Genomic DNA, 21,182 nt, shown 5'->3' on the forward strand with positions numbered 1-21,182 from the left:
AAAATTCCGCTACTTTCCGCACCAACACGCCTAAGTCGCTGATCTGTAATATCTCCGCAACACCCTCTTTTTATCGCTTCACAGCCAAAACCCGCGCCAACTCACACACAGCGGAACATCACGCCCTGCAAAAAAACCGAGAAAACCTCAAAAACCATGCAAAACGCCCCGCAAGCGGGGCGTTCGGGGGTGTGGTGATCGAAATTTGCTATATAAGTTTAGTGAACGCGCGAATAGCATGGGCAAAGCGTAAATGGCAAATCTCAAGTCCTGCAATCATTCGCAACAGTACGCGTTCAACGGAATGGATCCTGCTCGCGCGCGGCAATCCGCTCCAGTATTCGAGTTTCGCGCTCACGGATGGTCGCCAGGAACTCATCTGCACCCTTCATATGCAGGAATGCCGCCACGCCACGCTCCAGGAAATCCTGCAGCTCACCCAAACCGGCCATATGCGCCGGCCCATGCGCCAACTTCAGCGCCAGTTGTACCAATGGCTTCTGCACCACCGCATCCAGCTCATGCCCCAGGTTGTCCACCAGGTCGATCTGCTCGCGCCTGGCCTCCAGTCCGCAGCGACGGTACGCCTCGGCATAGCTGGCGGCATCAATGGCCTGCAAGCCCATTTCGTCGAACAGCTGCACTGCCATCGCCGCATCCAACTCATGGCTCAGTCGATTGAGGTGTAGCGCACTCTGAATCGCCGCCATCGCCCGGGCTGGCAGCAAGGCCCGCATCTTGCCAACGATGCGCTCGCCATCCTGGTCGCGCTTGGAGAAATCCTTGGGGCCGTAGAGGTCGCTCAGAAAAAAAGCCGTCGCCTGGGCATAGCGCTCGCTTTCCCTTAGGTCTGCATAGGTCACCGCCAACCTATCGGCCTGCCAGCGTGCCAGCAGGTAACGGGGACGGCTCAGGCCGCTTTGGACTATCTCTTCATCAGGTGTGGCGAGCATGCTGTGGCAAAAAAGTGATTGGCAAAAATCCTACAGCGTGGTGCAAACGCATCTGCAGAAAGCCCGTTGCAGCAAGCGATTGCACCCAAAAGGGGCGGAACTACGACGTTGCGATGATACGACAGTGTGGTTTCGACACCAGACAGCAAAAGAAAAAACCGATAAAAAACTGGAACTTAGCGCAACTACCTCGCGATAATTCATTCCAACACAGGTCGCCAAGCAAGCATTCTGGTGGTCGATTATAAGAGCCGCCAGCCAGAGCGGTGCTTGGGAGTAACGCAAGTTCGGCGTAACGCGCCCACCATTTCAAAGTTTTTTGTTTTCCACTTTTAGAACTAGGAGTCCATCATGGCAAAGTCGCTGAAGAAAGCTACCGAAGAGAAACAATACGCCCACGTCATCCTTGAATCCGCCAACCAGATTTGGCTGGCCGGCCTGGGCGCTTTCGCCAAGGCCCAAGGTGAAGGCGTCAAGGCATTCGACGGCCTGGTTGAAGCCGGCAAGCAAGTTGAAGAAAAGAGCCGTAAGTCGGCTGAGGAGAAAGTTGTGGCCGTAACCAGCAAAGCTACCGAAACCTGGGACAAGCTGGAACAAGTGTTCCAAGACCGCGTTGCCCGCGCCCTGAACGCACTGGGCGTGCCCAGCAACAAGGATCTGGCCGACCTGAACAAGCGCATCGACGAGCTGAACAAGAGCGTCAATGAGCTGCTGAAGAAGCAAGCCGCCAAGCCCGCCGCCAAGGCTGAAGAAGCCAAGCCGGAAGCCAAGGCCGCCGCTGCCAAGGCCTGATCAGCTCAATACAGCCTAGACGGGGCGGTGCGTTAAACGCCCGCCCCGTTTTGCTGGATTCTGCTGGAATGGATTTGTGCTCACCACAGAGGCATTCCACCAGAACCTGGCATAGCGCAATGGGCATTGGTATCTACCCATAGTGGTTAACCAAGCAATTGCTCTACAATCCACGCCCCGCCTCCCCGGAGTAGCACCATGCCACGCGCCACGCGTAAACCCATCAAGCCGCAGATCGGCCTCAACCTGGCCGCAGGCGGCCCCTTAGGTGCCATTTACGAGGTAGGCGCCTTGTGCGCGCTGGATGAGGCCTTGGTAGGCATGGACTTCACCGACCTGGATGTCTATGTCGGCGTCAGCGCGGGGGGGTTTATCTCGGCAGCGCTGGCCAACGGCATCTCTCCAAGCGAGATGTACCGCATCTTCATCACCAATGACTCGCGTGATATTCCATTCGAGCCTGATCAGTTCCTGCGGCCCGCCTATCGCGAGTACTTCCGCCGGGCGATGGCCATACCCGAGCTGTTGCTGGATTCGTTCTGGGATTTCATCACCCATCCGCGAGAAGTTGGCCTGACCGGCGCATTCATGCAGCTGTCTCACGCCATACCTACCGGCCTGTTCGACAATAGCGAAATTGACCACTTCCTCAATCGCGTCTTTACCAGCGGTGGCCGCACCAACGATTTTCGCGCACTCAAGACCAAGCTTTATATCGTCGCCACCGACCTCGATACGGGCCGCTCGGTCAAATTCGGCGGGCGCGGTCACGATCACGTGCCCATCTCCAAGGCCGTACAAGCCTCAGCAGCCCTGCCAGGCCTGTTTCCGCCAGTAGAGATCGACGGCGATCATTATGTGGATGGCGCCCTGAAGAAGACCCTGCACACCTCCATCAGTCTTGATGAAGCCGCCCAATTGGTTATCTGCATCAATCCCATCGTGCCGTTCGATGCCCGCCTGGCACCGCATGGCCACCCCAATACCCGTGATCGCCTGATGCGTGGCGGCTTACCCGTCGTGTTATCGCAAACCTTCCGCTCCATCATCCATTCGCGCATGCGCGTTGGCATGCAGCGTTACGCCAATACCTATGAAGGGGCGGACGTCGTACTGTTCGAGCCCAGCCACGGCGATGAAGAAATCTTCTTCTCCAACGTGTTCAGCTACTCCGATCGGGAGAATATGTGCGAACACGCCTACCAGCACACCCGCGAAGACCTGCGCCGCCGTGCCGACGAGCTGGAACCCATCCTGGCCCGCCATGGCGTCAGCTTGAACCGGGAGGCACTGGAGGAGGATCGCTGGCTATCGCGCAAGGCGCATGCTCGCTACTGGCGCAAGTTCGACGACAAGCCAGAACCCGACACCTCCATCGACAAGCTCTACTACACGCTGGATCAGCTTGATCACTGGCTCAATGCCGAGAACGAGCACTGATCACCAGACCCACAAAACAACAAAGCCGGCTATGCCGGCTTTGTTGTTATATGCAGCAACCATTCAGTCTTCGAAGTTCGCCTCGATAAAACTGACATATGCCGCATGCAGGCGCTGCATGTGCTGCTCCAGCAAGCCCACATCCCCAGCCCTCAGTGCAGCGATATAGGTATGGCGCGATGGTGCATCTGCCGGGCGTTGGCCGTCAGTAATGCGCACGACCTCCGCATAATAGCGGGTAGCGCGCTTCAGGTTGGTCTGTATCATGTCCAGTAGCAGCGGCCTGTTGGACTTGGACAGCAACACCGCATAGTAGTGATGCAGGCGCTCCATGAAGAAACTGGCATCCAGGCCGCGCGGCGATTCCAGTTCATTGGTAATCGCTTCCAGGCTGGAAATCAGCGCCTCGTCCATCGTCGGCATGGCAATCTGGAAAGCCAGCGCCTCCAGCGCGTTGCGGATGTCAGCAATGTCGGCAGCCTCGCCCTTGCGCATCCGCGCCACAATGGCACCACGGTATGCGAAATACTCAACCAAGCCTTCCACCTGCAAGCGCTGTAAGGCCTCTCGCAAGGGAATGGGGCTGACACCATAGCGATTGGCCAGCTCCACCTGCTTCAAGGGTTCGCCCGGAGCCAGGCCACCCCGAAAAATATCATCGCGGATTTCCTGAACTATCTTGTCAACCAGTGTGCTCATACCTTGTCGCTTCTGGCCCGGCAGGCCCGTTGCTGATCCATCAAAACCGTCGAGTCTAACAAACACGCCGGTAGTTGCACCCTGCAAAAACTAGGGGATAACCCTAACAAAGTCAGTCACTAAGAGAATATTAGATATATCATACCGTCGCGCAAAACTTTGACCGCGCGGACTCACTCCTGCAGGCCCAGCAGCAGCGGGAAAGCGTCATCATCGCCTCGCACAACTTGCCTAGACAGGCCGTGTGATTAGTAACAAAATCCCCGATGAGCAAGTTGCTACGTAAATTATGCGTTAAGGCTACCGTTCGAAAAATTTATCGTCCAATACAAAATTAGCATGGGGCTGATAAATTTTACAAATGATGTTGTTTGTAAAGGACAAACAGGTGGTTTTGATGTCAGAATGGCTGGCATAAGCAGCGCCGCATTGCAACATGCCTCGCGCATAGCGCAGAGTCGCAGTAAAATTGCATTGCGCTAGACTCAGGATGTATGCCGATTGCAGGGGGGCATGAACCAAGCAGCTAGTTTGGCGTCAGACTGGCATTTACAGCCAGCACCGGCATTCGACATATCGGCCAATGTGGCCGGCATGACAGACCGATATAACAGGATTGCGGACGACCGCCATGAAATTATTCGACAAGATGTTCAACCCCCGCGATGTGCGTCGCAAATTGGGCCTGAACCAGCAAGAGTTCTGGACCAAGATCGGCGTGACACAAAGCGGTGGCTCCCGCTATGAGAGCGGCCGCAACATGCCCAAGCCCGTCAAGGAGCTGTTGCGTCTGGTACATGTGGAGCAAGTAGATTTGACCCGGGTACGCCGTGAGGACTTCGAAATTATCGAGTATCTCAAGGAGAACCACCCGGATCTGTACAAAAGCCTGCAAAAAGCCGTTAAAGCACGCCCAGAGGGTGAGCCCGAAGGCCAGTAAGCCTGACCCTAGTATCCGAAAAGTAGAACGCGCACCCCCTGGTGCGCGTTTTACATTTTCAGCCACCCAAGCTAGAGGCTCAGCTTTACCGACAACCCCAAAGCCGCAATGCGGTCAGCGAAAGCCTGCATCCAGGCCTCTGGCAAGCGGCTCAAGCGAGGGGCTTCCGGCTGTGTAGAGGGTCTTGCCAGTCCATACAGCAGCACCCCCTCGAGATTCGCCCCTTCCGCACATGCTGACAGCACCAGGTCCAGCCAAGCCTGCTGCTCGTCCTCTGAAGGTGGCAACCCATCCGTGGCAAACATGCATGTCTGCAACCAGGTCGGGCAGTGCGCCGTGGCCGCCTTCATGTGACGCACGACCTGTGCCTCGCTCAAGGCAATCTGGTTGACCTCGCTATATCCATCCACCGGTGCGCGGTCGAACTTGAACCACACCTCCCCCCCCAATGCCGCCATACGGGCGAGTGCCGCTTGCACAGCAGGCTTGTACATCTGGCTACCATTGGTAATCAGTACCAGCTTGATCTGCCCCAGTAAACCAAAACGCAGCATGGCATCGCCGAGCAGATCCACCACCTCACCGAACTGTTTGCTGGAGGTCGGCTCACCATTGCCGGAGAGGGCCAGGTCATTCAGCCTGCGCGCCTCTTCCGGCACGCTACGCTGCATGAAATCGCCATGCACGATCTCTTCCAGCATCGCATCCAGCTCATCGGCTAGTTGCACCAGATCCAGCACCGGTGCATTGCCACGTACTAGCTCAGGTACCTGGCAATATACGCAGCGCCAGTTACAGGCATTATTGGGATTCAGGTTGATACCCACCGAGACGCCACCCGCACGGCGGGAAACCACTGGGTAGATGTACTTGAAGCCCAGTATGTCACGACGATGATCAGTCACCGCCAAGGGCACGAGGGGTTTGAGGATAGATTCAGACACTTATTTCTGGCGCTTGATGGGGAAAAGGAGAACCGGCACGGGCGCATGCCTGATCACCCCTTCCGCTACACTGCCCATCAGCAGATGATCGAGGCCGGTCCAGCCATGCGAACCCATGATGATGATATCAGCCTGCCAGCTCCTCGCGTCGCCGATCAGGGCAGTAGCAATCGAACCACCCCAGATTTCTATCATCGCCGTCTCGGTTTCCACGCCATTTTCCTGCAGCAGGGCATGTGCGCTCTCCAGCACCTTACGGCCGTTCTCCCGCAGGTTGGTCTGCAATTCACCCACATCCACGAACTCAGCCCCTCCCCAGGTGAACTGCGCCAGATCGATCACATGCACCAAGCGGGTCTTGCCATGCTGCTCGCAGCAAAAGCGGGTGGTTTCCACCAAGGCCAGTCTTGATGTCTCGCTATCGTCCACCGGTACCAGTATGCGTTGATACATGATGTCACCCCTCCCCTCAGATGCAGCGCAGATACATCCACTCACTCACTATAGCCCTGCGGTTGCCGATAGACCGCAGCGAGGCTTACACTCGGCACAAGAACTTAGCAGATGATTGATAGATGGCCCGCGTAAAACTGGATCTGCCCGAGCATTTCCCCTACTCCACTCCGATCGAGATAGGCATAGGCCACATCAACTACGGTGGTCATCTGGGCAACGATTCCGCGCTCACGTTAGCCCACGAGGCAAGGCTGCGGTTTCTGCGCTCGCTGGGCTTCAGTGAGTTGGACATCGCCGGCTACGGATTGATTCAAACCGATGCCGTACTGGTCTACAAGAACCAAGCGTTCTGGGGCGAAACCCTGGTCGCCGAAGTCACCGCCGACGAGTTCAGCAAGTATGGCTGTGACCTCTACTACCGCTTCCGCCAGCAATCCGATGGCCGTGAAGTACTCCATGCCAAGACAGGCGTGGTATTTTTCGATTACCAGAACAAGAAGCTGGCCGCCGTACCGGCCGAATTCCTGAACGCCCTGGGGCATCCCGTCCCGGCTGTTTGATCGCTGTTACAAAACCGAGAACGAGCAGGAGCACATGCGATGATGAAGAAATACCCCGCCAACAGCCCCGAATCCATGGCTCGCCTGCTGGTGATGCTGATGATGAGTGACGGCAATCTCGACCCGCGCGAGATTGATAGCCTGGAAACCCTGCATATCTACGAAGCACTCGATATCAGCCGCACCCGCTTTATCGAAGTGCTGCATGCCTACTGCAACGACCTCAGCGATGAAGCTGACGACGAAGGCCGTATCCAGCTAGTCGACCGGCAACGGGTGGATGACCTGCTCGATACCGTGACCGAGCCCAAGAAGCAGCTACTGGTCGCCACCCTGGCACTGGATATGGCCAAGGCCGACCGCTCGATCTCCGAACCGGAACTGGCCATCTATGCCCATATGCTGGATCGCTGGCACTTGTCGCTGGACGATATCGAAGCCGCTTACGCCAAGTAAGCAGCGCTTTGTAAGCGCTCCATGCAGGCAGAGTTGGCAGCCAAGCCGGCTCTGCCCGTAAAATCGCGGCATCTTACAGAACCTGCCCCATGGCAGGTGCCAACACAGGATGCACGCATGAGTTCCGCCCCACGCTTTACCGGTACCGACAGCTATATCGCCACGCCAGACCTGATGCTGGCCGTCAATGCCGCCATTACCCTGCAACGCCCCCTGTTGATCAAGGGAGAGCCGGGTACCGGCAAGACCCTGCTGGCCGAAGAAATCGCACGCAGCCTGAACGCCCCGCTGATCAGCTGGCATATCAAGTCCACCACCAAGGCACAGCAAGGCCTGTACGAATACGATGCGGTATCGCGCCTGCGCGACGGCCAACTGGGCGACCCACGGGTCAACGATATTGCCCACTACATCGTCCGCGGCAAACTGTGGGAAGCCTTCGAGAGCGGACAGCAGGCAGTGCTGCTGATAGACGAGATCGACAAAGCCGACATCGAATTCCCCAACGACCTGCTGCGCGAGCTGGATCGCATGGCCTTTGATGTCTATGAAACCCGCCAGACCATCACCGCCCGGCATCGCCCCATCATCATCATCACCAGCAACAATGAGAAGGAACTACCAGACGCCTTCCTGCGCCGCTGTTTCTTCCATTACATCCGCTTCCCCGACAAGGACACCATGCGGCAGATCGTGGATGTGCACTTCCCGCAGCTGCATCAGGAACTGCTGAGCGAAGCCATGGAACTGTTCTACGCCTTGCGCGACATGCCCGGCCTTAAGAAGAAGCCGTCGACCTCGGAATTGATAGACTGGCTCAAGTTGCTATTGGCAGATCAGGTGCCACCCACGGCACTCCGCGCAGGCAATGGGCTGCCACCACTCTCCGGAGCCTTGCTCAAGAACGAACAGGACATCGGCCTGTTCGAGCGCCTGGTCAAGATGGTCAAGGCGCGCACACAGGCCTGATGCCATGCGTGCCTGGATAGCTGGCGCTACCTACCTGATGGCCTGCCAGGCTAGCGCCGCCAGCTATACCATCGCCGTCGAGGATGTCGACTACTTCCCCATCTACAGTACGGCAGACGGACAGTACCGTGGCTACGCCCGCGAGCTGCTGGACCTGTTTGCCCAGCACAGCGGCCACCAGTTCACTTACCTGCCCCTGCCGATCAAACGCATCACGCCCTACCATGTTCGTGATCGGGTCGATCTGGCGTATCCCGATCATCCGCGCTGGGGCAAGGCACAGAAGCAGGGCAAGCAGGTCCACTACTCAGTGCCCACCCTGACCTTTCAGGACGTGATCCTGGTCCAACCTGCCCGCCTGGGTCTACCCATGCGGACGTTGGGCATGGTGCGCGGCTTTACGCCGTGGAAGTACCTGGCCGAAGTCGAAGCCGGCCAGATCAAGGTGGAAGAAGCCCCAGGCCCGGCCAACCTGCTTCGCATGACCCTGCTGGGCCGCGTCGACGGCGCCAACATGGCCCTGCAGGTAGGGCGCTATCACCTGCAGCATATGGGCATCCAGCAGGCCCTGGTGCCCGATCCCAAGCTCATGCCCATTCAGGACAGCCAATACTATCTCTCCAGCATCCGCCACCCTAAGCTGATTGCCGAGTTCGATCGTTTTATGAAGACCGAACACGCCACCATCAAGACCCTGCAGCACAAGTACGGTTTTTGAGGGCCGGTGGTGACTTCAAGTCATCGATGAGTGCCTCAGCCTGCGCCATGGCCCCTTGGCCGGCAGCGCCGGCTCAGCGAGAATACGAACGTTCTCCAATTCGTCCAGGCAACAGGCACGTCGGCCATGACAGGCACCCAGCGTAAAATCATACATATCGATTGCGACTGCTTCTACGCATCGGTGGAAACGCGCGACGACCCCAGCCTACGGGGCAAGCCCGTCGCCGTTGGCGGCAGGGCCGAGACGCGCGGGGTGATCGCCACCTGCAATTACGAAGCGCGCCGCTTTGGCGTGCGCTCCGCCATGGCGACCAGCCAGGCAATCAAGCGCTGCCCAGGCTTGATCCTGCTGCCACCCCGATTCGATGCCTACCGCGCAGCCTCACGCCAGATCCACGCCATCTACCGCGATTTCACCGAGCTGATCGAGCCGCTTTCGCTGGATGAAGCCTATCTTGATGTCACCAACGCCCCGCATTTCCAGAACAGCGCCACCCGCATGGCGCTTGCCATCCGTGATCGCATCCGTGCCGAGGTCGGCATCACGGCCTCCGCCGGCATTGCTGCCAACAAGTTCATTGCCAAAGTCGCCAGTGACTGGAACAAGCCGGACGGCCAGTTCGTCGTCCGCCCGCACGAGGCCGACGCATTCGTTGCCGCACTACCGGTCGGCAAGTTGTTCGGTGTCGGTAAGGTTACGGCGGCCAAACTCAATGAACTGGGGGCCCAAAGCTGTGCGGATCTGCGCGACTGGCCACTGGAAAAACTCACCCGCCATTTCGGGCGTTTTGGCCAACGCCTGTATGAACTCTGCCGCGGCCATGATGAGCGCCCCGTCAGCAACGACCAGCCTCGCAAATCCCTGTCGGTCGAGACCACCTACGTCCAGGACTTACGCGACCTTGACGCTTGCCGCATCGAACTGCAGGCCCTGATTGCCGATTTCCGCGAGCGACTGGCGCGGGCCAAGGATGCTCCCTTGCCCTACAAGGCCTTCGTCAAGATACGCTTTGACGACTTCAGTCACACCACGGTCGAATGCATATCCACCCACCCCGCCGATGAGGTGTGGCAGGCACTGCTGACCGAGGGATGGGCACGGCAACGTAGACCGGTACGGCTATTGGGCGTCGGGGTACGCTTTGAAGAGGAAAAAGCCCTGCTACGCCAGTTGGAATTATTCCAGAGCACGCCATGAGCGAACGCAAGCGCTGCCTGCCGCCGATAGTCGATAACCACACCCGCTTGCTGATACTGGGCAGCCTGCCGGGCGAGGCCTCACTCAAGGCCAGCCGCTACTATGCCCATCCACAGAATCAATTCTGGCGCCTGATGGGTGCCGTGCTGGATGAGCCACTGGCCACCATGCCGTATGATCAGCGCCTGGCTACCTTACTGCAGCACGGTGTGGGCCTATGGGATGTGATAGCCGAGGCGGAGCGCGCTGGCAGTCTGGATGCCGCCATACGCAAGCACGCCCAGAACGACCTGGCCCATCTGCTGGCCAGCCTGCCTACCCTGGCCCAGATTGCCTTCAATGGCGGTACTGCTGCCAGGTTGGGGCAAAAACAGCTGGCCCACCAAGGCATATCGCTACCCTGCCTGGCCCTGCCTTCCAGCAGCCCGGCCCACACCATGGCCTATGACCTCAAGCTGGCACAGTGGCGACAACTGGCCGGCTACCTGTCTCACCCAACCACCCGCCCCCTCCCTTCCTAGCCATGCGCCCCTATCGCCAGCGATCCCGACTACGCCGCACCGCATTGCTCATCCTACTGCTCCTGCTGGCTTGGCCCATCACGCTCGGCGTCATGATCGCGAGCTATGCGCGTGTCAGCGATAAACGCCCTGCCGACGCCGCCATCGTGCTGGGCGCCGCCACTTGGGGTACGCAGCCTTCGCCGGTGTTTCGCGAAAGGCTCAACCATGCCATCCACCTCTACCAGACTGGCCAGGTCCGCCTGATCGTCTTCACTGGCGGCCGTGGTAGCCGGGACGAACCACCTGAATCCATTGTTGGCAGCCAGTATGCGCTGGCACAAGGCGTGCCCCTGCATGCCATGGTCTGCGAGCAGCACTCCACCGTCACATTGGAAAACCTGCAGGGCGTCAAGCCATGGGTAGCGCAGCGCAAGCTCAACCGAGTACTGCTGGTCAGCGATCCACTGCATATGCGCCGCGCCATCAGCATGGCACAAGACCTGGGGTTGCCGGCCTCCCCCTCACCGACACCCAGCACACGCTACACCGGGCTATCCAGCCAGGCGGGTTTCCTGCTGCGTGAAACCTATTACTACAGCGCCTATCTGCTCTACCGTAGGTTCACCCAGGCCGGCGAGCCCCCCGCCATCACGGTGGACTCCTGCCGTGTCTGATAGCGCGACAAGGGCCGTACAGTAGGGTTACAGCATGCCCAAGCCCAACTCGGCCCGCCTACAGGCGAGCTGCTCTCCCATTACAGCCGGCGTGCGCTCATCCGCATCAAGTGGCCGAGTCTCATCCCTCTCAGCCGGGAAGGCATCACCGTCCCTCAAACTGTCCCATTTATCGCTCGTTCCACTTTGCTGCATGCTGCGCTCCTTGGCATGATCCAAGGCGCCAGTCTAGGGAGGCAGCTCTGTATCGGTAAGATTCAGACTATCTGTTCTGAATAGATACAGAATACATATATCCAGGCCTGTGCCTACCCAGCTTCGCCCTGGCTGTACCGATACCCAGCCGCGCATAGAATCTATGATGCGGACAGGCACAATGATGTAGACCTCGATGACCACACGCTACCAGACCCTGGCTGACGACCTGGCCAACCGCATCCACGCCGGTGTGCTGCAACCGGGCAGCCGCGTGCCCTCGGTACGGCAGCTATGCACACTGCACACAGTCAGCCCCGCCACCGTCACCCATGCCCTGCATCTGCTGGAAGACGCCGGCCTGATAGAAGCCCGCCCGCGCCTGGGTTTTTTCGTGCGCCAGCACAGCCGCCGCTTTGCCCCACCCAGCCAATGCGCCGAGCCCACGCTGCCTACTGCCATACAGCTCGAAGGGCATCGCAAGCTGGTGATCGAATTTACCGAAGAGGTCGCCCACCCCTGGCTAGGCATGTCGGCCATTGCGGATGAGCTGTTCCCCCTGGCACAGGTCAAGAAACTGCTGGTGCAGCAATTACAGCGCGATCCGCAAATACTTAACCGTGCCAGCTATGGCGGCGAATCTAGCCTGCGCGAGCAGTTGGCCCGGCGTTCGCTGATACTCGGTTGCAACTTTCAACCCGACGAGATCATTGTCACCCATGGCGATACCGAGGCCACCGACCTCTGCCTGCGCCTGCTGACCAGGCCTGGCGACCTCGTTGCCATACAGACGCCCGGCCCGCTACGGGTGCTGGAGATGCTGGAAGGCCTGGGACTGCACGCGCTCGAGATACCGGCCCACCCCTGCGACGGCCTGTCTGTCGACGCACTGGCCCAAGCCCTGCAGCACAACAGGCCAGCAGCCTGCATCATCAACGCCAACTTCCCCAGCCCCACCGGCAGCCGCATGCCAGAGAGCGAAAAGGCTAGGCTGGTCGAGTTGGCCCAGCGTCATGGCATGCCGCTGATCGAAGTCGATACCTTTGGTGACCTCAACCACGGCGAGCAACGGCCCAGGCCCATCAAAGCCTACGATCGCCACGATAACGTGCTGTACTGCGGTGAACTCTCCACCCTGGTCAGCCCCGGCCTGGGCATAGGCTATATCGCAGCCGGCCGCCACCGGCTAACACTGGCCGCCAGCCAGGTGGTACATGGCGAGCCCGTGCCTGCGCTTATCCAGCACACCATGGCAGCCCTGCTCTCCGGTGGGCAATTCGAGCCCCATATGCGGCGCCTGCGCAGCCGGCTGGCCAGCCAGATGCAGGCCTATCGCATGATGGTCATCGAGCACTTCCCGGTTGGTACGCGCATGGCCTGTGGTGACGGGGGCTTCATGCTGTGGCTGGAGTTGCCCGATAACCTCGATGCCGCCGAGCTGCAGCGCCGCGTGCTTGCCACCGGCCACACCTTTGCCCCGGGCGCCCTGTTCAGCCTAGGCAGCAGTTTTGCCAACTGCCTGCGGCTGAACGCCGGCTACCCACTCAGCAACCAGATCGAGGAAGGCATACGCATCATCGGCCGGCTGGCGCACGCCATGCAGGCAGAGCAGCACAAAGCCGTGCAAGCTTGAGTTAGGTCAAAGCGTCAATGGCTGCGGCAGCGCCTAATAGGGGTGTACTCACGACCCTTGGAGAGCTGCACCATGAGCAATGCCATCAAAGACCTACTGTCGAGCGACGTCGGCATCATGAGCGTGGCGGTGATTACGGCCATCATCGTCATGGGTAGCTATATCGCCTGGTTTGTCCGCAAACATGTGCGCGAAGAAGAAGCCGCCCAGGCAGCCAAGCAAAGACGGAACTGAGCGCCCGTCATAAGCTTAAGTCAGTGATAGGTGCTAACGGTCTGCGCCAGGGCAACCCTGGCGCCAGCCATCAGCGCAGCCAAGCCAGCCCAGCTAGTCGACGGCATCGCCATCCTTGTCAGTCGCGGGCGGCTTGTCGTCATCATGTAGGATGCGATGGCCAGGCCCTTCGAGGTCATCGAACTGGCCAGAACGGCTGGCCCACCAGAACAGCAGGCCGCCACCAGCCGCCACCAAGACCGAGAGCGGAATAAGAAGATAAAGGCTATCCATGCCCTATTGTCCCCCCGCCTTGCCCTTGGCCGCCAGCCTCAGCGCATTGCACACCACCAGCAGCGAACTTCCCGCCATGCCCAGGCTAGCCAGCCACGGCGTTACCATGCCTGCCAATGCAAAAGGCAGCGCCACCAGGTTGTAGCCCAGCGCCCAGGCCAGGTTCTGGCGGATGATGCGACGGGTCTGCCTGGCCACCTGCAGGCCCTCGCCCAGCGCCGTCAGCTTGCCCACCAGCACCAGGTCGCCCGCCGCCTGCGCAGCCTCGGCGCCGCCGCCCACCGCCACCGAAACGTTGGCGGCAGCCAGCACCGGCGCATCATTGACCCCGTCGCCCACCATGATCACCCGCCGGCCTTGCGCCTGTAAGGCCTGCACATAGGCCAGCTTGTCAGCAGGCAGTGCCGCCGCCTTCAACTGTGCTATCCCCAGTGTCTGCGCCACGGCTTGCGTCGGCCCCAGTGCGTCGCCGCTGAGCACATGGGTGGTCAGCCCCTCGCACTGCGCCAGCAAGGCCGCAGCCTCCGGCCGTATGGCATCGCCCAAGGCAAAGCCTGCCAGCCACTGCTTGGCGCTCGCCAGCCAGACCACCGTATCTTTGTCGCGCCAGCCCTGCGCCTCCTCAGCCAGCGGCGCGCTGCAAAAGGTCGCCACAAAGTCGGCACGCCCCAGGCGATAGCGCAGGCCGCCCATGCTGGCTTCCACGCCACCACCGGGGTAGTTGGTGTAATCGCTGGCCACCAACCCGGTGGTATCGATGCCCTCACGCAAGGCATGCGCAATAGGGTGCTCCGAAGCGGCCTCCAGCAGTGCAGCCAAGGCGCGCAAAGCCGTCTCATCGCCCGCACCAGGGTCGGCCACCAGCAGCTTCACTGCCTGCAGCGTCGGCCGGCCATGGGTCAGGGTGCCAGTCTTGTCGAATACCACATCGGTCGCGCTGGCCAACGTCTCCAGCGCATGTCCGCGCGTAACCAGCAAGCCTGCCTGTGCCAGACGCCCGGTGGCCGCCGTCAATGCCGCCGGAGTGGCCAGCGAAAGCGCACAAGGGCATGAGATCACCAGCACGGCCACCGTGATGGGCAGCGCATGAAGTGGGTCATGCATCTGCCACCAGAACCAGCCAGCCGCCGCCACCAGCAGCAGCGCAGCCACAAACCAGCCCGCCACCCGGTCGGCCAGCAAGGCCAGCTGCGGCTTCTCGGCCAATGCGCGGTCCAGCAGCCGGACTATCCCTGCAAGCTGCGTCTCCTGGCCTATGCGCGCCACCCGCACCACCAGCGGCGTACTACCATTCACCGCACCGCCTATGACCGCTGCGCCCGGCTGCTTGGGCACTGCCCTGGCCTCGCCGGTCAGCAACGCTTCGTCCGCCTCACCCTCGCCCTCCAGTACCTGTGCATCCGCTGGGTAGCGCTCGCCGGGCTTCACCAGCAACACATCGCCTACCGCCAACCGGGCCACTGGCACCGCTTCCACATCGCGCCCCGCCGGCCAACCCGCCAACCTATGGGCAAATGCCGGCAATAGCTTGATCAACGATTCCGCGGCCTCCCCCGCCTTGCGCCGGGCCATGCCCTCCAGAAAGCGACCGCCCAGCAGCAGGAAGACAAACATCGACACCGAATCGAAATAGACCTCGCCCTGCCGCGTTACCGTGGCCCAGCAACTGGCGATAAACGCCGCCCAGACTCCCAGTACCACCGGCGCATCCATGCCCAGCCGGCCCCGCTTCAGATCGCGCCAGGCGCCCTGGTGAAACGTCTGGCAGGCATACAGCACCACCGGCAGGGTCAGTAGCAGGCTGGCCCATTGCATCAGGTTCAGCCAGGTCGGGCCTATTTCACCTGGCTCCGCCAGATAGACCGGCACGGCATACATCATCACCTGCATCATCGACAGCCCGGCTATCCACAGCCTCGCTATTGCCCCCTTGCGCTCCTTCTGCCGCAGTGCCTCCTGCCGGCCTGGGTCATAGGGATGGGCGCGGTAACCGATATCGGCCACCGCCAGCAATATCTGCGACAACTGCACCCGGCTGTTATCCCAGCAGACCCGGGCTCTATGGGTGGTGTAGTTGACACTGGCCTCCAGCACACCCGGCAGACTCAGCAGATGGCGCTCATTCAGCCAGATGCATGCAGAACAGGTAATGCCCTCCAGTATCAACGCCGCCTCGCGCCTGTCGCCCGGTTCCAACTTTACAAAGCTGGCCTGCAGCTCAGGGCTATCGTATAGCCGAAGCTGCGCCAGCAGTTCTTCAGGCAGGGGCGCTGCCCTGTCGGCTGGCTTCTCGCGCTGCTCGTAATAGCTGGCTAGGCCGCTTTGCAATATGGTCTGCGCCACCGCCTGGCAGCCTGTGCAGCAGGTCACACGCTGGGACTGCCCATAGGTCACGGGGTAGCGTGGCGGCAACCGGTCGGCCTCGGCCACGGGTTCGCCACAGTGAAAACAGAATTCAGGCTGGTTATCTTGCTGCATAGGTCGATATTCTACCGGCAGGCAGCCACTCGCCCGGCCTATGATTGGTTGAGGCAGCTCAAATAAAATAGGGATCATCGATGGAATTCGAGCGGGTAACCTCCAACGACCTCGTCGCTGGCGACCGAACGCTATGGAATATGTATGAGGAATCAGGCAAGTTGCTGATTCCCAAGGGCAAGATCATCAGCAACGAAAGCCTGCTGAACCGCTTGATCGCCATGGGTCTATTCGCCGACCGCGAAGAGCTGCTCAAGAGCCGCGAGGAATGGCGTGCCGCCAAGATGCGCCAGGTACAGCAGTCGAACAAGCCGCCCTCCACCGTGGGTACGCTCATGGCGGCCCGCCGCAAGCTCGACGCCATGGTGGCACAGCTGGATCGCAGCATTCAGGGCAAATGGCTAAGCGACAAGGTAGGCGAGCTGGCCGACGAGATCGTCGCCGCCTGCGACGCCGACGGGGATGTAGCCATCGCCATGATCCTGCTCCGGCAGGAGGGCAAATACGCCATACGCCATATGGTCAATGTCGCCATCGTCACCGCCCTGGTCTGCCGCTCGCTGGAGAAACCAGCCCCCGCCATGCGCTCCATCGTTGCCGGCGCATTGACCATGAACATCGGCATGATCGAATTCCAGGATCAGCTCAAGGAACAAACCACCCCACTCAGCCCAGCACAGCGTGGCCGGCTGGAACGCCACCCGATGATGGGGGCAGACATGCTGCGAGAGGGCGGCGTCAGCGACCCGATCTGGCTCGCAGCGGTGGAGCAGCATCACGAATCCATCGACGGCAGCGGCTACCCCGGCGGCTTGTGGGAGGACCAGGTCAGCGAAGGCGCCCGCATCGTGGCACTGGCCGACCTGTTCTGCGCCCGGGTCACCCCCCGCTCCTATCGCCCTGCCGTGGCCTCTAACGTCGCCCTTAAAGGCATTTTGCTGGAGCGCGGCAAATCGCTGGATCAAACCATCGCCTCCCACTTCATCAAAACCCTGGGCATCTTCCCCCCTGGCATGCTGGTGCGCCTGGCCAACGGCGAGATCGGCGTCGTGACCCGTGCCGGCGGCAAGGTCAATACGCCGCAGGTAAAAAGCATACTGAGCGCCGACGGCCATAAGCTGGGGCTGGCCGTCGCCCGCGATACCGGGGTAGACCAGTTTGCCATCAAGGAAACGGTCGACCCCAAGCAGTTATCGGCCTATGTGAATATGGAAGCCATTTGGGGCAGTGCGGCAGCCTATCGCGGTTGAGAGCCTGGTATTACTTGCAAGCATGTGAGGGTTCAATGGGTATGGCTCAGGCACCCGGGCACCCCGGGTGCTCACCATCGCTGCATCCCAAACGCCGGCTCTCCCCTGATTAATCCCCACCCCTACCCCCGCCCGCCGGCGGGGAACCTCGCTGCGCTCGAGGGCCTGGTATTACTTGCAAGCATGTATGGGTGTATCAGGTATGGCTCAGGCACCCGGGCAACCCGGGTGCTCACCATCGCGGCATCCCAAACGCCGGCTCTCCCCTGATTGATCCCCACCCCTACCCCCGCCCGCCGGCGGGGAACCTCGCTGCGCTCGATGGCTTGGTATTACTTGCATGCATGCGTGGGTGTATCAGGTATGGCTCAGGCACCCGGGCAACCCGGGTGCTCACCATCGCGGCATCCCAAACGCCGGCTCTCCCCTGATTGATCCCCCCTACCCCCGCCTGCGCTGTTTACACCGCTTCCAGTGCCAGCAACTCGTCCACTGTCTGCCGCCGCCTTATCAGTCGGTCGGTATCGCCATCCACCAACGCCTCGGCAATCAGGGGCCGTGAGTTGTAGTTGGACGACATGCTGGCGCCGTAAGCGCCGGTATCGTGTATGACCAGCAGATCGCCCACCCTGGCCCGCGGAAGCAAGCGTGGCAGTACCACCCCGCCATCGCCCTGGGTAAACACATCGCCCGATTCGCATAGCGGCCCGGCTACCACGCACTCGCCCAAGGGGCGCTCAGCAGCATCTGCCGCGATCACGCTCATGCCGTGAAAGCTGCCGTACATGGCCGGCCGCATCAGCTCGTTAAAGCCTGCATCCACCAGCACAAAATGGTTGGCCCCCGCCTGCTTGGTGGCGCGCACCTCGGTCAGCAGGCAACCCGACTCAGCCACAAGGTAACGGCCGGGCTCGATTTCCAGCACCAAGGCATGGCCCATGATGCGTTCGGCCTCGCGCCGGGCTGCATCCCACAGGCCAAAGTAATGCCCGGTATCCACCCTGGGCTCACCATCCTGATAAGGAATGGACAGGCCACCGCCGGTAGAGATGGCATGCAGATCGTACCCGGCGGCCTGGGTTTGCTGCACCAACCCCACCATGGCCCCGCACACCTCGCTCAGGTGGGCATAATCCACGCCCGAGCCGATATGCATGTGCAAGCCCACCAGTTGCAGGCCATTGCTGCGCACCGCCGCCAGCGCCGTCAGCAGTTCGGTATGCCAGATACCGTGCTTGCTCTGCTCGCCGCCGGTATTGGTCTTATTGCTGTGACCATGGCCAAAACCAGGATTGATGCGCAGCCAGACCTTGTGCCCTGGCGAGGCGGCGCCCAGTTGGTGCAGCATATCGATGGAACCGGCATTCACCGTCACGCTATGCTCCACCACCGTAGCCAGGGTCGCGCGGTCCAGCAGGTCGGCGGTAAACACCACACCCGGTGTATCGCCATCGGTGCTGTAGCCCGCTGCCAGCGCCCGCAATATCTCGCCGCGCGACACCGCATCCACCTGCACCCCCTGCTCGCGCATCAGTCGCAAGATATGTGTGTTGGAGCAGGCTTTCTGGGCAAACCGCACCACATCAAAGCACTTCAGTTCAGCGATACGCTGGCGTATCAGTGCCGCGTCGTAGACCCACAGCGGGGCGCCATAAGTTTGGGCTAGTGTGGCTAGGCGCTGGGCAGGCAAAGAGGGCATGGCAGGTTACCGGTAAGGGATTGCTGCCATGGTGCGCTCGCGCTAGCATGCCGTCCAATGCACATTTTTGCCGTAGTCATTCATTCTGGATATGCCTGAGCCCATCTCCCACCGGCTGATCGAGATATTCCGCACCGTCATGAGCACCGGCAATGTGACCGAGGCGGCACGGCTCATGCATAGCTCCCAGCCCACGCTCAGCCGCGAACTGGCCAGGCTGGAGGACATCCTGGGCTATGCCCTGTTCAGCCGCAGCAAAGGCCGCCTGCAAGCCACCGCCCAGGCACTGGCCCTGTATGCCGAGATACAGCGCAGCTACCAGGGCCTGGATCAGGTTATCAGCACGGCCCGGCAACTGGGCCGGGGCGAGCAAGGTCACCTCAGCATATTGAGCCTGCCGGCACTCACCCATGCCTTGCTACCTGCCGCCTGTGCCCGGTTCCTGGCATCGCATCCTGGCGTGCAGCTCTCCATCACCCCGCAAGAGTCGCCTTTGCTGGAAGCCTGGCTCAGCGGCCAGCGCTTCGACCTGGGCCTGACCGAGCACCACGACACCCCGCCGGGCACACACGCCCAGCCCTTGCTGCAGGCTGATGAGGTCTGCGTTCTGCCTGCGGGCCATCCATTGCTACACAAGCCCGTCCTGACACCAGCCGACTTCGCTGGGCAGGCCTATATCAGTCTGTCGGCCCAGGATCCCTATCGCATATTGCTGGACCAGGTTTTTGCAGACCAGGGCATTGCCCGCCAGCAAAGGGTGGAAACCCACAGCGCCGTCGCCATCTGCGCCATGGTGAGCGAAGGCATAGGCCTCTCCATCATCAACCCACTCACCGCCCTGGCCTTTGCCAGCGAACGCCTGCAATTGCGCCGCTTCAGCATCTCCATTCCCTACCGGCTGGGCCTGGTCCTGCCCGAGCACAGGCCGGCCACCCCGCTGCTGCCCCGCTTTGTCGCCGCGCTGGCTCATAGCGCAGACGATATCCAGGCCAGGCTGGCCCAGGCGGTGTGCCCACCCTAGGCATAAGCGGCTGTTCAGGCGCTTACGGCCGCGCCCGCAGCTCCACCGCCAGATCATCCCACCACCCCGCCACACCCAAGGGTGTCTCCGGCGACAAAGTGGGGTTGGGTATGCGCAATACCCGCCGCCCATGCAAAGGCAGGTCACGCAGCACCAAGCGCTTGTAGTCCTGATAGCGGCGCTCAAACTGGCCACTCCGAATCAGGCGCTCCAGGCCATGTTCTATCCGCCTCGCCACTTTCTCTCCCTCTGGCGTGCGGGGCACGAAGAAGTAACGCGGTAGCGGGTAATACAGCATCAATTCCCGCTCTATCGCCAGGTTGGGCAAGACTTTGCGCTGTACCGCCAGCTCATCGGCAATCTCGTTCACCCCGCGTGAGAACAGATCAAAGCGGCCCACATCGAGCATGCGAAACAAGCCCGCATAACCCTCGCCTTCCACCACATGCAGGCCAGCTGCACGCAGTATCCGCACATCCACCCAAGTGCGGTCCTGCCCTATGCCAAAGCGCGCCAGATCATTCAGGCTGCGCACCCCCGTCAGCCGCGCCTGGGTGTCGCTGCGTATCAGGAACAAGCGATAGCCGGTCAAGCCTTTGTCCAGGGGCACGCGTATGGGCCTGAGCTGGCCCTCCAGCTCTGGCGAGGTGGTACGGACAATGATATTGACCAGACCGTTGGGTGTCGCCACCTCTCGGGCCGCCCGCGAGGCACTCATGCTCTCGTTCGCACTGGTAATCACATAGGGGCCATACTTGCCCGCATTGGTCGCCAGCACAGCGGCCAGCAGCTCCCAATAGTATTCATAGCGCTTATCGCCCGGCGTCTGCCCTGGCGGGTAGACCAGGCGCAAGGGGGCGGCCATCGCATTCATGGCGCCAAGACACAGCAGAGCAATCAGGAGAACACGCCAAACCATGGACAAATTCCAAACCGGTTTCCACCCGTGTGGCTTGAAGTCAGCGGCAGTATCGCCACCGCCCGGAGGCGCTTTCCAGCTGCCTCTGTACCAGCCAAAGCACAGCGGAAATACCAACTACAACGCAGCATGCAAGGAGAAATGCTTCACGAACGAGGTTACTGGAAGCGCCCACG

22 protein-coding genes are annotated in these 21,182 nt (G+C 60.7%); 14 read left to right on the plus strand and 8 right to left on the minus strand.

Translation table 11 applies throughout. The features are described from left to right. Nucleotides 1–296: 296 nt before the first annotated feature. The gene (locus tag QQK16_RS16875; RefSeq protein WP_284197653.1) at nucleotides 297–953 is read right to left on the minus strand and encodes an FFLEELY motif protein; all 657 of its coding nucleotides are present in this window, start codon (nucleotides 951–953) and stop codon (nucleotides 297–299) included. Nucleotides 954–1,304: 351 nt separating this feature from the next. Here QQK16_RS16875 and QQK16_RS16880 point away from each other — a divergent pair, with 351 nt between their 5' ends. Both QQK16_RS16880 and QQK16_RS16885 read left to right on the plus strand, forming a co-directional pair. Continuing rightward, the gene (locus QQK16_RS16880) at nucleotides 1,305–1,745 is read left to right on the plus strand and encodes a phasin family protein (RefSeq protein WP_284197654.1); all 441 of its coding nucleotides are present in this window, start codon (nucleotides 1,305–1,307) and stop codon (nucleotides 1,743–1,745) included. Between the two features lie 198 nt (nucleotides 1,746–1,943). After that, entirely contained in the window at nucleotides 1,944–3,185 is a 1,242-nt protein-coding gene (locus QQK16_RS16885; protein WP_284197655.1) for a patatin-like phospholipase family protein, read from the plus strand. Nucleotides 3,186–3,248: 63 nt separating this feature from the next. Here QQK16_RS16885 and QQK16_RS16890 read toward each other — a convergent pair whose 3' ends face one another. Continuing rightward, nucleotides 3,249–3,884 carry a GntR family transcriptional regulator gene (locus QQK16_RS16890; protein ID WP_284197656.1) on the minus strand — a complete coding sequence of 212 codons (636 nt, stop codon included), beginning with the start codon at nucleotides 3,882–3,884 and terminating at the stop codon, nucleotides 3,249–3,251. A 631-nt stretch (nucleotides 3,885–4,515) separates the two neighbouring features. Between QQK16_RS16890 and QQK16_RS16895 the strand changes: the two genes are divergently transcribed. Next, a complete protein-coding gene (locus tag QQK16_RS16895) occupies nucleotides 4,516–4,824 on the plus strand; it encodes a helix-turn-helix domain-containing protein (RefSeq protein ID WP_284197657.1) in 309 nt (102 codons plus the stop codon). Between the two features lie 71 nt (nucleotides 4,825–4,895). Here QQK16_RS16895 and QQK16_RS16900 read toward each other — a convergent pair whose 3' ends face one another. Together QQK16_RS16900 and QQK16_RS16905 are read right to left on the minus strand one after the other, a co-directional pair. Continuing rightward, entirely contained in the window at nucleotides 4,896–5,768 is an 873-nt protein-coding gene (locus tag QQK16_RS16900) for a radical SAM protein (RefSeq protein WP_284197658.1), read from the minus strand. Further along, nucleotides 5,769–6,221 (minus strand): universal stress protein, encoded by a 453-nt coding sequence (locus QQK16_RS16905; RefSeq protein WP_284197659.1) that lies wholly within the window; start codon nucleotides 6,219–6,221, stop codon nucleotides 5,769–5,771. Between the two features lie 122 nt (nucleotides 6,222–6,343). Here QQK16_RS16905 and QQK16_RS16910 point away from each other — a divergent pair, with 122 nt between their 5' ends. The 9 genes from QQK16_RS16910 (at nucleotide 6,344) to QQK16_RS16950 (ending at nucleotide 13,366) form a co-directional block, all read left to right on the plus strand. Further along, nucleotides 6,344–6,784 carry an acyl-CoA thioesterase gene (locus tag QQK16_RS16910; protein WP_284197660.1) on the plus strand — a complete coding sequence of 147 codons (441 nt, stop codon included), beginning with the start codon at nucleotides 6,344–6,346 and terminating at the stop codon, nucleotides 6,782–6,784. 39 nt (nucleotides 6,785–6,823) lie between these two features. After that, nucleotides 6,824–7,240, plus strand: coding sequence for a hypothetical protein (locus QQK16_RS16915; RefSeq protein ID WP_284197661.1), 417 nt, complete (start codon nucleotides 6,824–6,826; stop codon nucleotides 7,238–7,240). 117 nt (nucleotides 7,241–7,357) lie between these two features. Next, nucleotides 7,358–8,209 (plus strand): AAA family ATPase, encoded by an 852-nt coding sequence (locus QQK16_RS16920; protein WP_284197662.1) that lies wholly within the window; start codon nucleotides 7,358–7,360, stop codon nucleotides 8,207–8,209. Between the two features lie 4 nt (nucleotides 8,210–8,213). Beyond that, nucleotides 8,214–8,927, plus strand: coding sequence for a substrate-binding periplasmic protein (locus QQK16_RS16925; RefSeq protein ID WP_284197663.1), 714 nt, complete (start codon nucleotides 8,214–8,216; stop codon nucleotides 8,925–8,927). A gap of 126 nt (nucleotides 8,928–9,053) precedes the next feature. Then, nucleotides 9,054–10,127, plus strand: a complete 1,074-nt coding sequence (dinB, locus tag QQK16_RS16930) for a DNA polymerase IV (protein WP_284197664.1) — start codon at nucleotides 9,054–9,056, stop codon at nucleotides 10,125–10,127. Beyond that, nucleotides 10,124–10,648, plus strand: coding sequence for a DNA-deoxyinosine glycosylase (locus QQK16_RS16935; RefSeq protein ID WP_284197665.1), 525 nt, complete (start codon nucleotides 10,124–10,126; stop codon nucleotides 10,646–10,648). Before dinB ends, QQK16_RS16935 begins: the two co-directional genes overlap by 4 nt. Before the next feature lie 92 nt (nucleotides 10,649–10,740). Next, on the plus strand, nucleotides 10,741–11,304 hold the full coding sequence (locus tag QQK16_RS16940) for a YdcF family protein (RefSeq protein WP_284197666.1): 564 nt from the start codon (nucleotides 10,741–10,743) through the stop codon (nucleotides 11,302–11,304). 391 nt (nucleotides 11,305–11,695) lie between these two features. Further along, on the plus strand, nucleotides 11,696–13,132 hold the full coding sequence (locus QQK16_RS16945) for an aminotransferase-like domain-containing protein (protein ID WP_284197667.1): 1,437 nt from the start codon (nucleotides 11,696–11,698) through the stop codon (nucleotides 13,130–13,132). 72 nt (nucleotides 13,133–13,204) lie between these two features. Continuing rightward, nucleotides 13,205–13,366 (plus strand): DUF3149 domain-containing protein, encoded by a 162-nt coding sequence (locus QQK16_RS16950; protein ID WP_284197668.1) that lies wholly within the window; start codon nucleotides 13,205–13,207, stop codon nucleotides 13,364–13,366. Between the two features lie 93 nt (nucleotides 13,367–13,459). Here QQK16_RS16950 and ccoS read toward each other — a convergent pair whose 3' ends face one another. Both ccoS and QQK16_RS16960 read right to left on the minus strand, forming a co-directional pair. Then, nucleotides 13,460–13,639, minus strand: a complete 180-nt coding sequence (gene ccoS / locus QQK16_RS16955; RefSeq protein WP_284197669.1) for a cbb3-type cytochrome oxidase assembly protein CcoS — start codon at nucleotides 13,637–13,639, stop codon at nucleotides 13,460–13,462. Nucleotides 13,640–13,642: 3 nt separating this feature from the next. Beyond that, nucleotides 13,643–16,117 carry a heavy metal translocating P-type ATPase gene (locus tag QQK16_RS16960; protein WP_284197670.1) on the minus strand — a complete coding sequence of 825 codons (2,475 nt, stop codon included), beginning with the start codon at nucleotides 16,115–16,117 and terminating at the stop codon, nucleotides 13,643–13,645. A gap of 80 nt (nucleotides 16,118–16,197) precedes the next feature. Here QQK16_RS16960 and QQK16_RS16965 point away from each other — a divergent pair, with 80 nt between their 5' ends. After that, on the plus strand, nucleotides 16,198–17,367 hold the full coding sequence (locus QQK16_RS16965) for an HD-GYP domain-containing protein (RefSeq protein ID WP_284197671.1): 1,170 nt from the start codon (nucleotides 16,198–16,200) through the stop codon (nucleotides 17,365–17,367). Nucleotides 17,368–17,827: 460 nt separating this feature from the next. Here the strand turns inward: QQK16_RS16965 and lysA are convergent, their stop codons facing one another. Beyond that, a complete protein-coding gene (lysA, locus tag QQK16_RS16970; protein ID WP_284197672.1) occupies nucleotides 17,828–19,066 on the minus strand; it encodes a diaminopimelate decarboxylase in 1,239 nt (412 codons plus the stop codon). A gap of 91 nt (nucleotides 19,067–19,157) precedes the next feature. On the opposite strand from lysA, the gene QQK16_RS16975 reads away from it, so the two are divergent. Next, a complete protein-coding gene (locus tag QQK16_RS16975) occupies nucleotides 19,158–20,087 on the plus strand; it encodes a LysR family transcriptional regulator (protein ID WP_284197673.1) in 930 nt (309 codons plus the stop codon). A gap of 22 nt (nucleotides 20,088–20,109) precedes the next feature. Here QQK16_RS16975 and QQK16_RS16980 read toward each other — a convergent pair whose 3' ends face one another. Next, nucleotides 20,110–21,006: a hypothetical protein gene (locus QQK16_RS16980; RefSeq protein ID WP_284197674.1), complete on the minus strand. Its 897-nt coding sequence runs from the start codon at nucleotides 21,004–21,006 to the stop codon at nucleotides 20,110–20,112. Nucleotides 21,007–21,182 lie beyond the last annotated feature (176 nt).

Source organism: Chitinimonas prasina (assembly GCF_030160395.1).
Classification (GTDB): Bacteria; Pseudomonadota; Gammaproteobacteria; order Burkholderiales; family Chitinimonadaceae; genus Chitinimonas; species Chitinimonas prasina.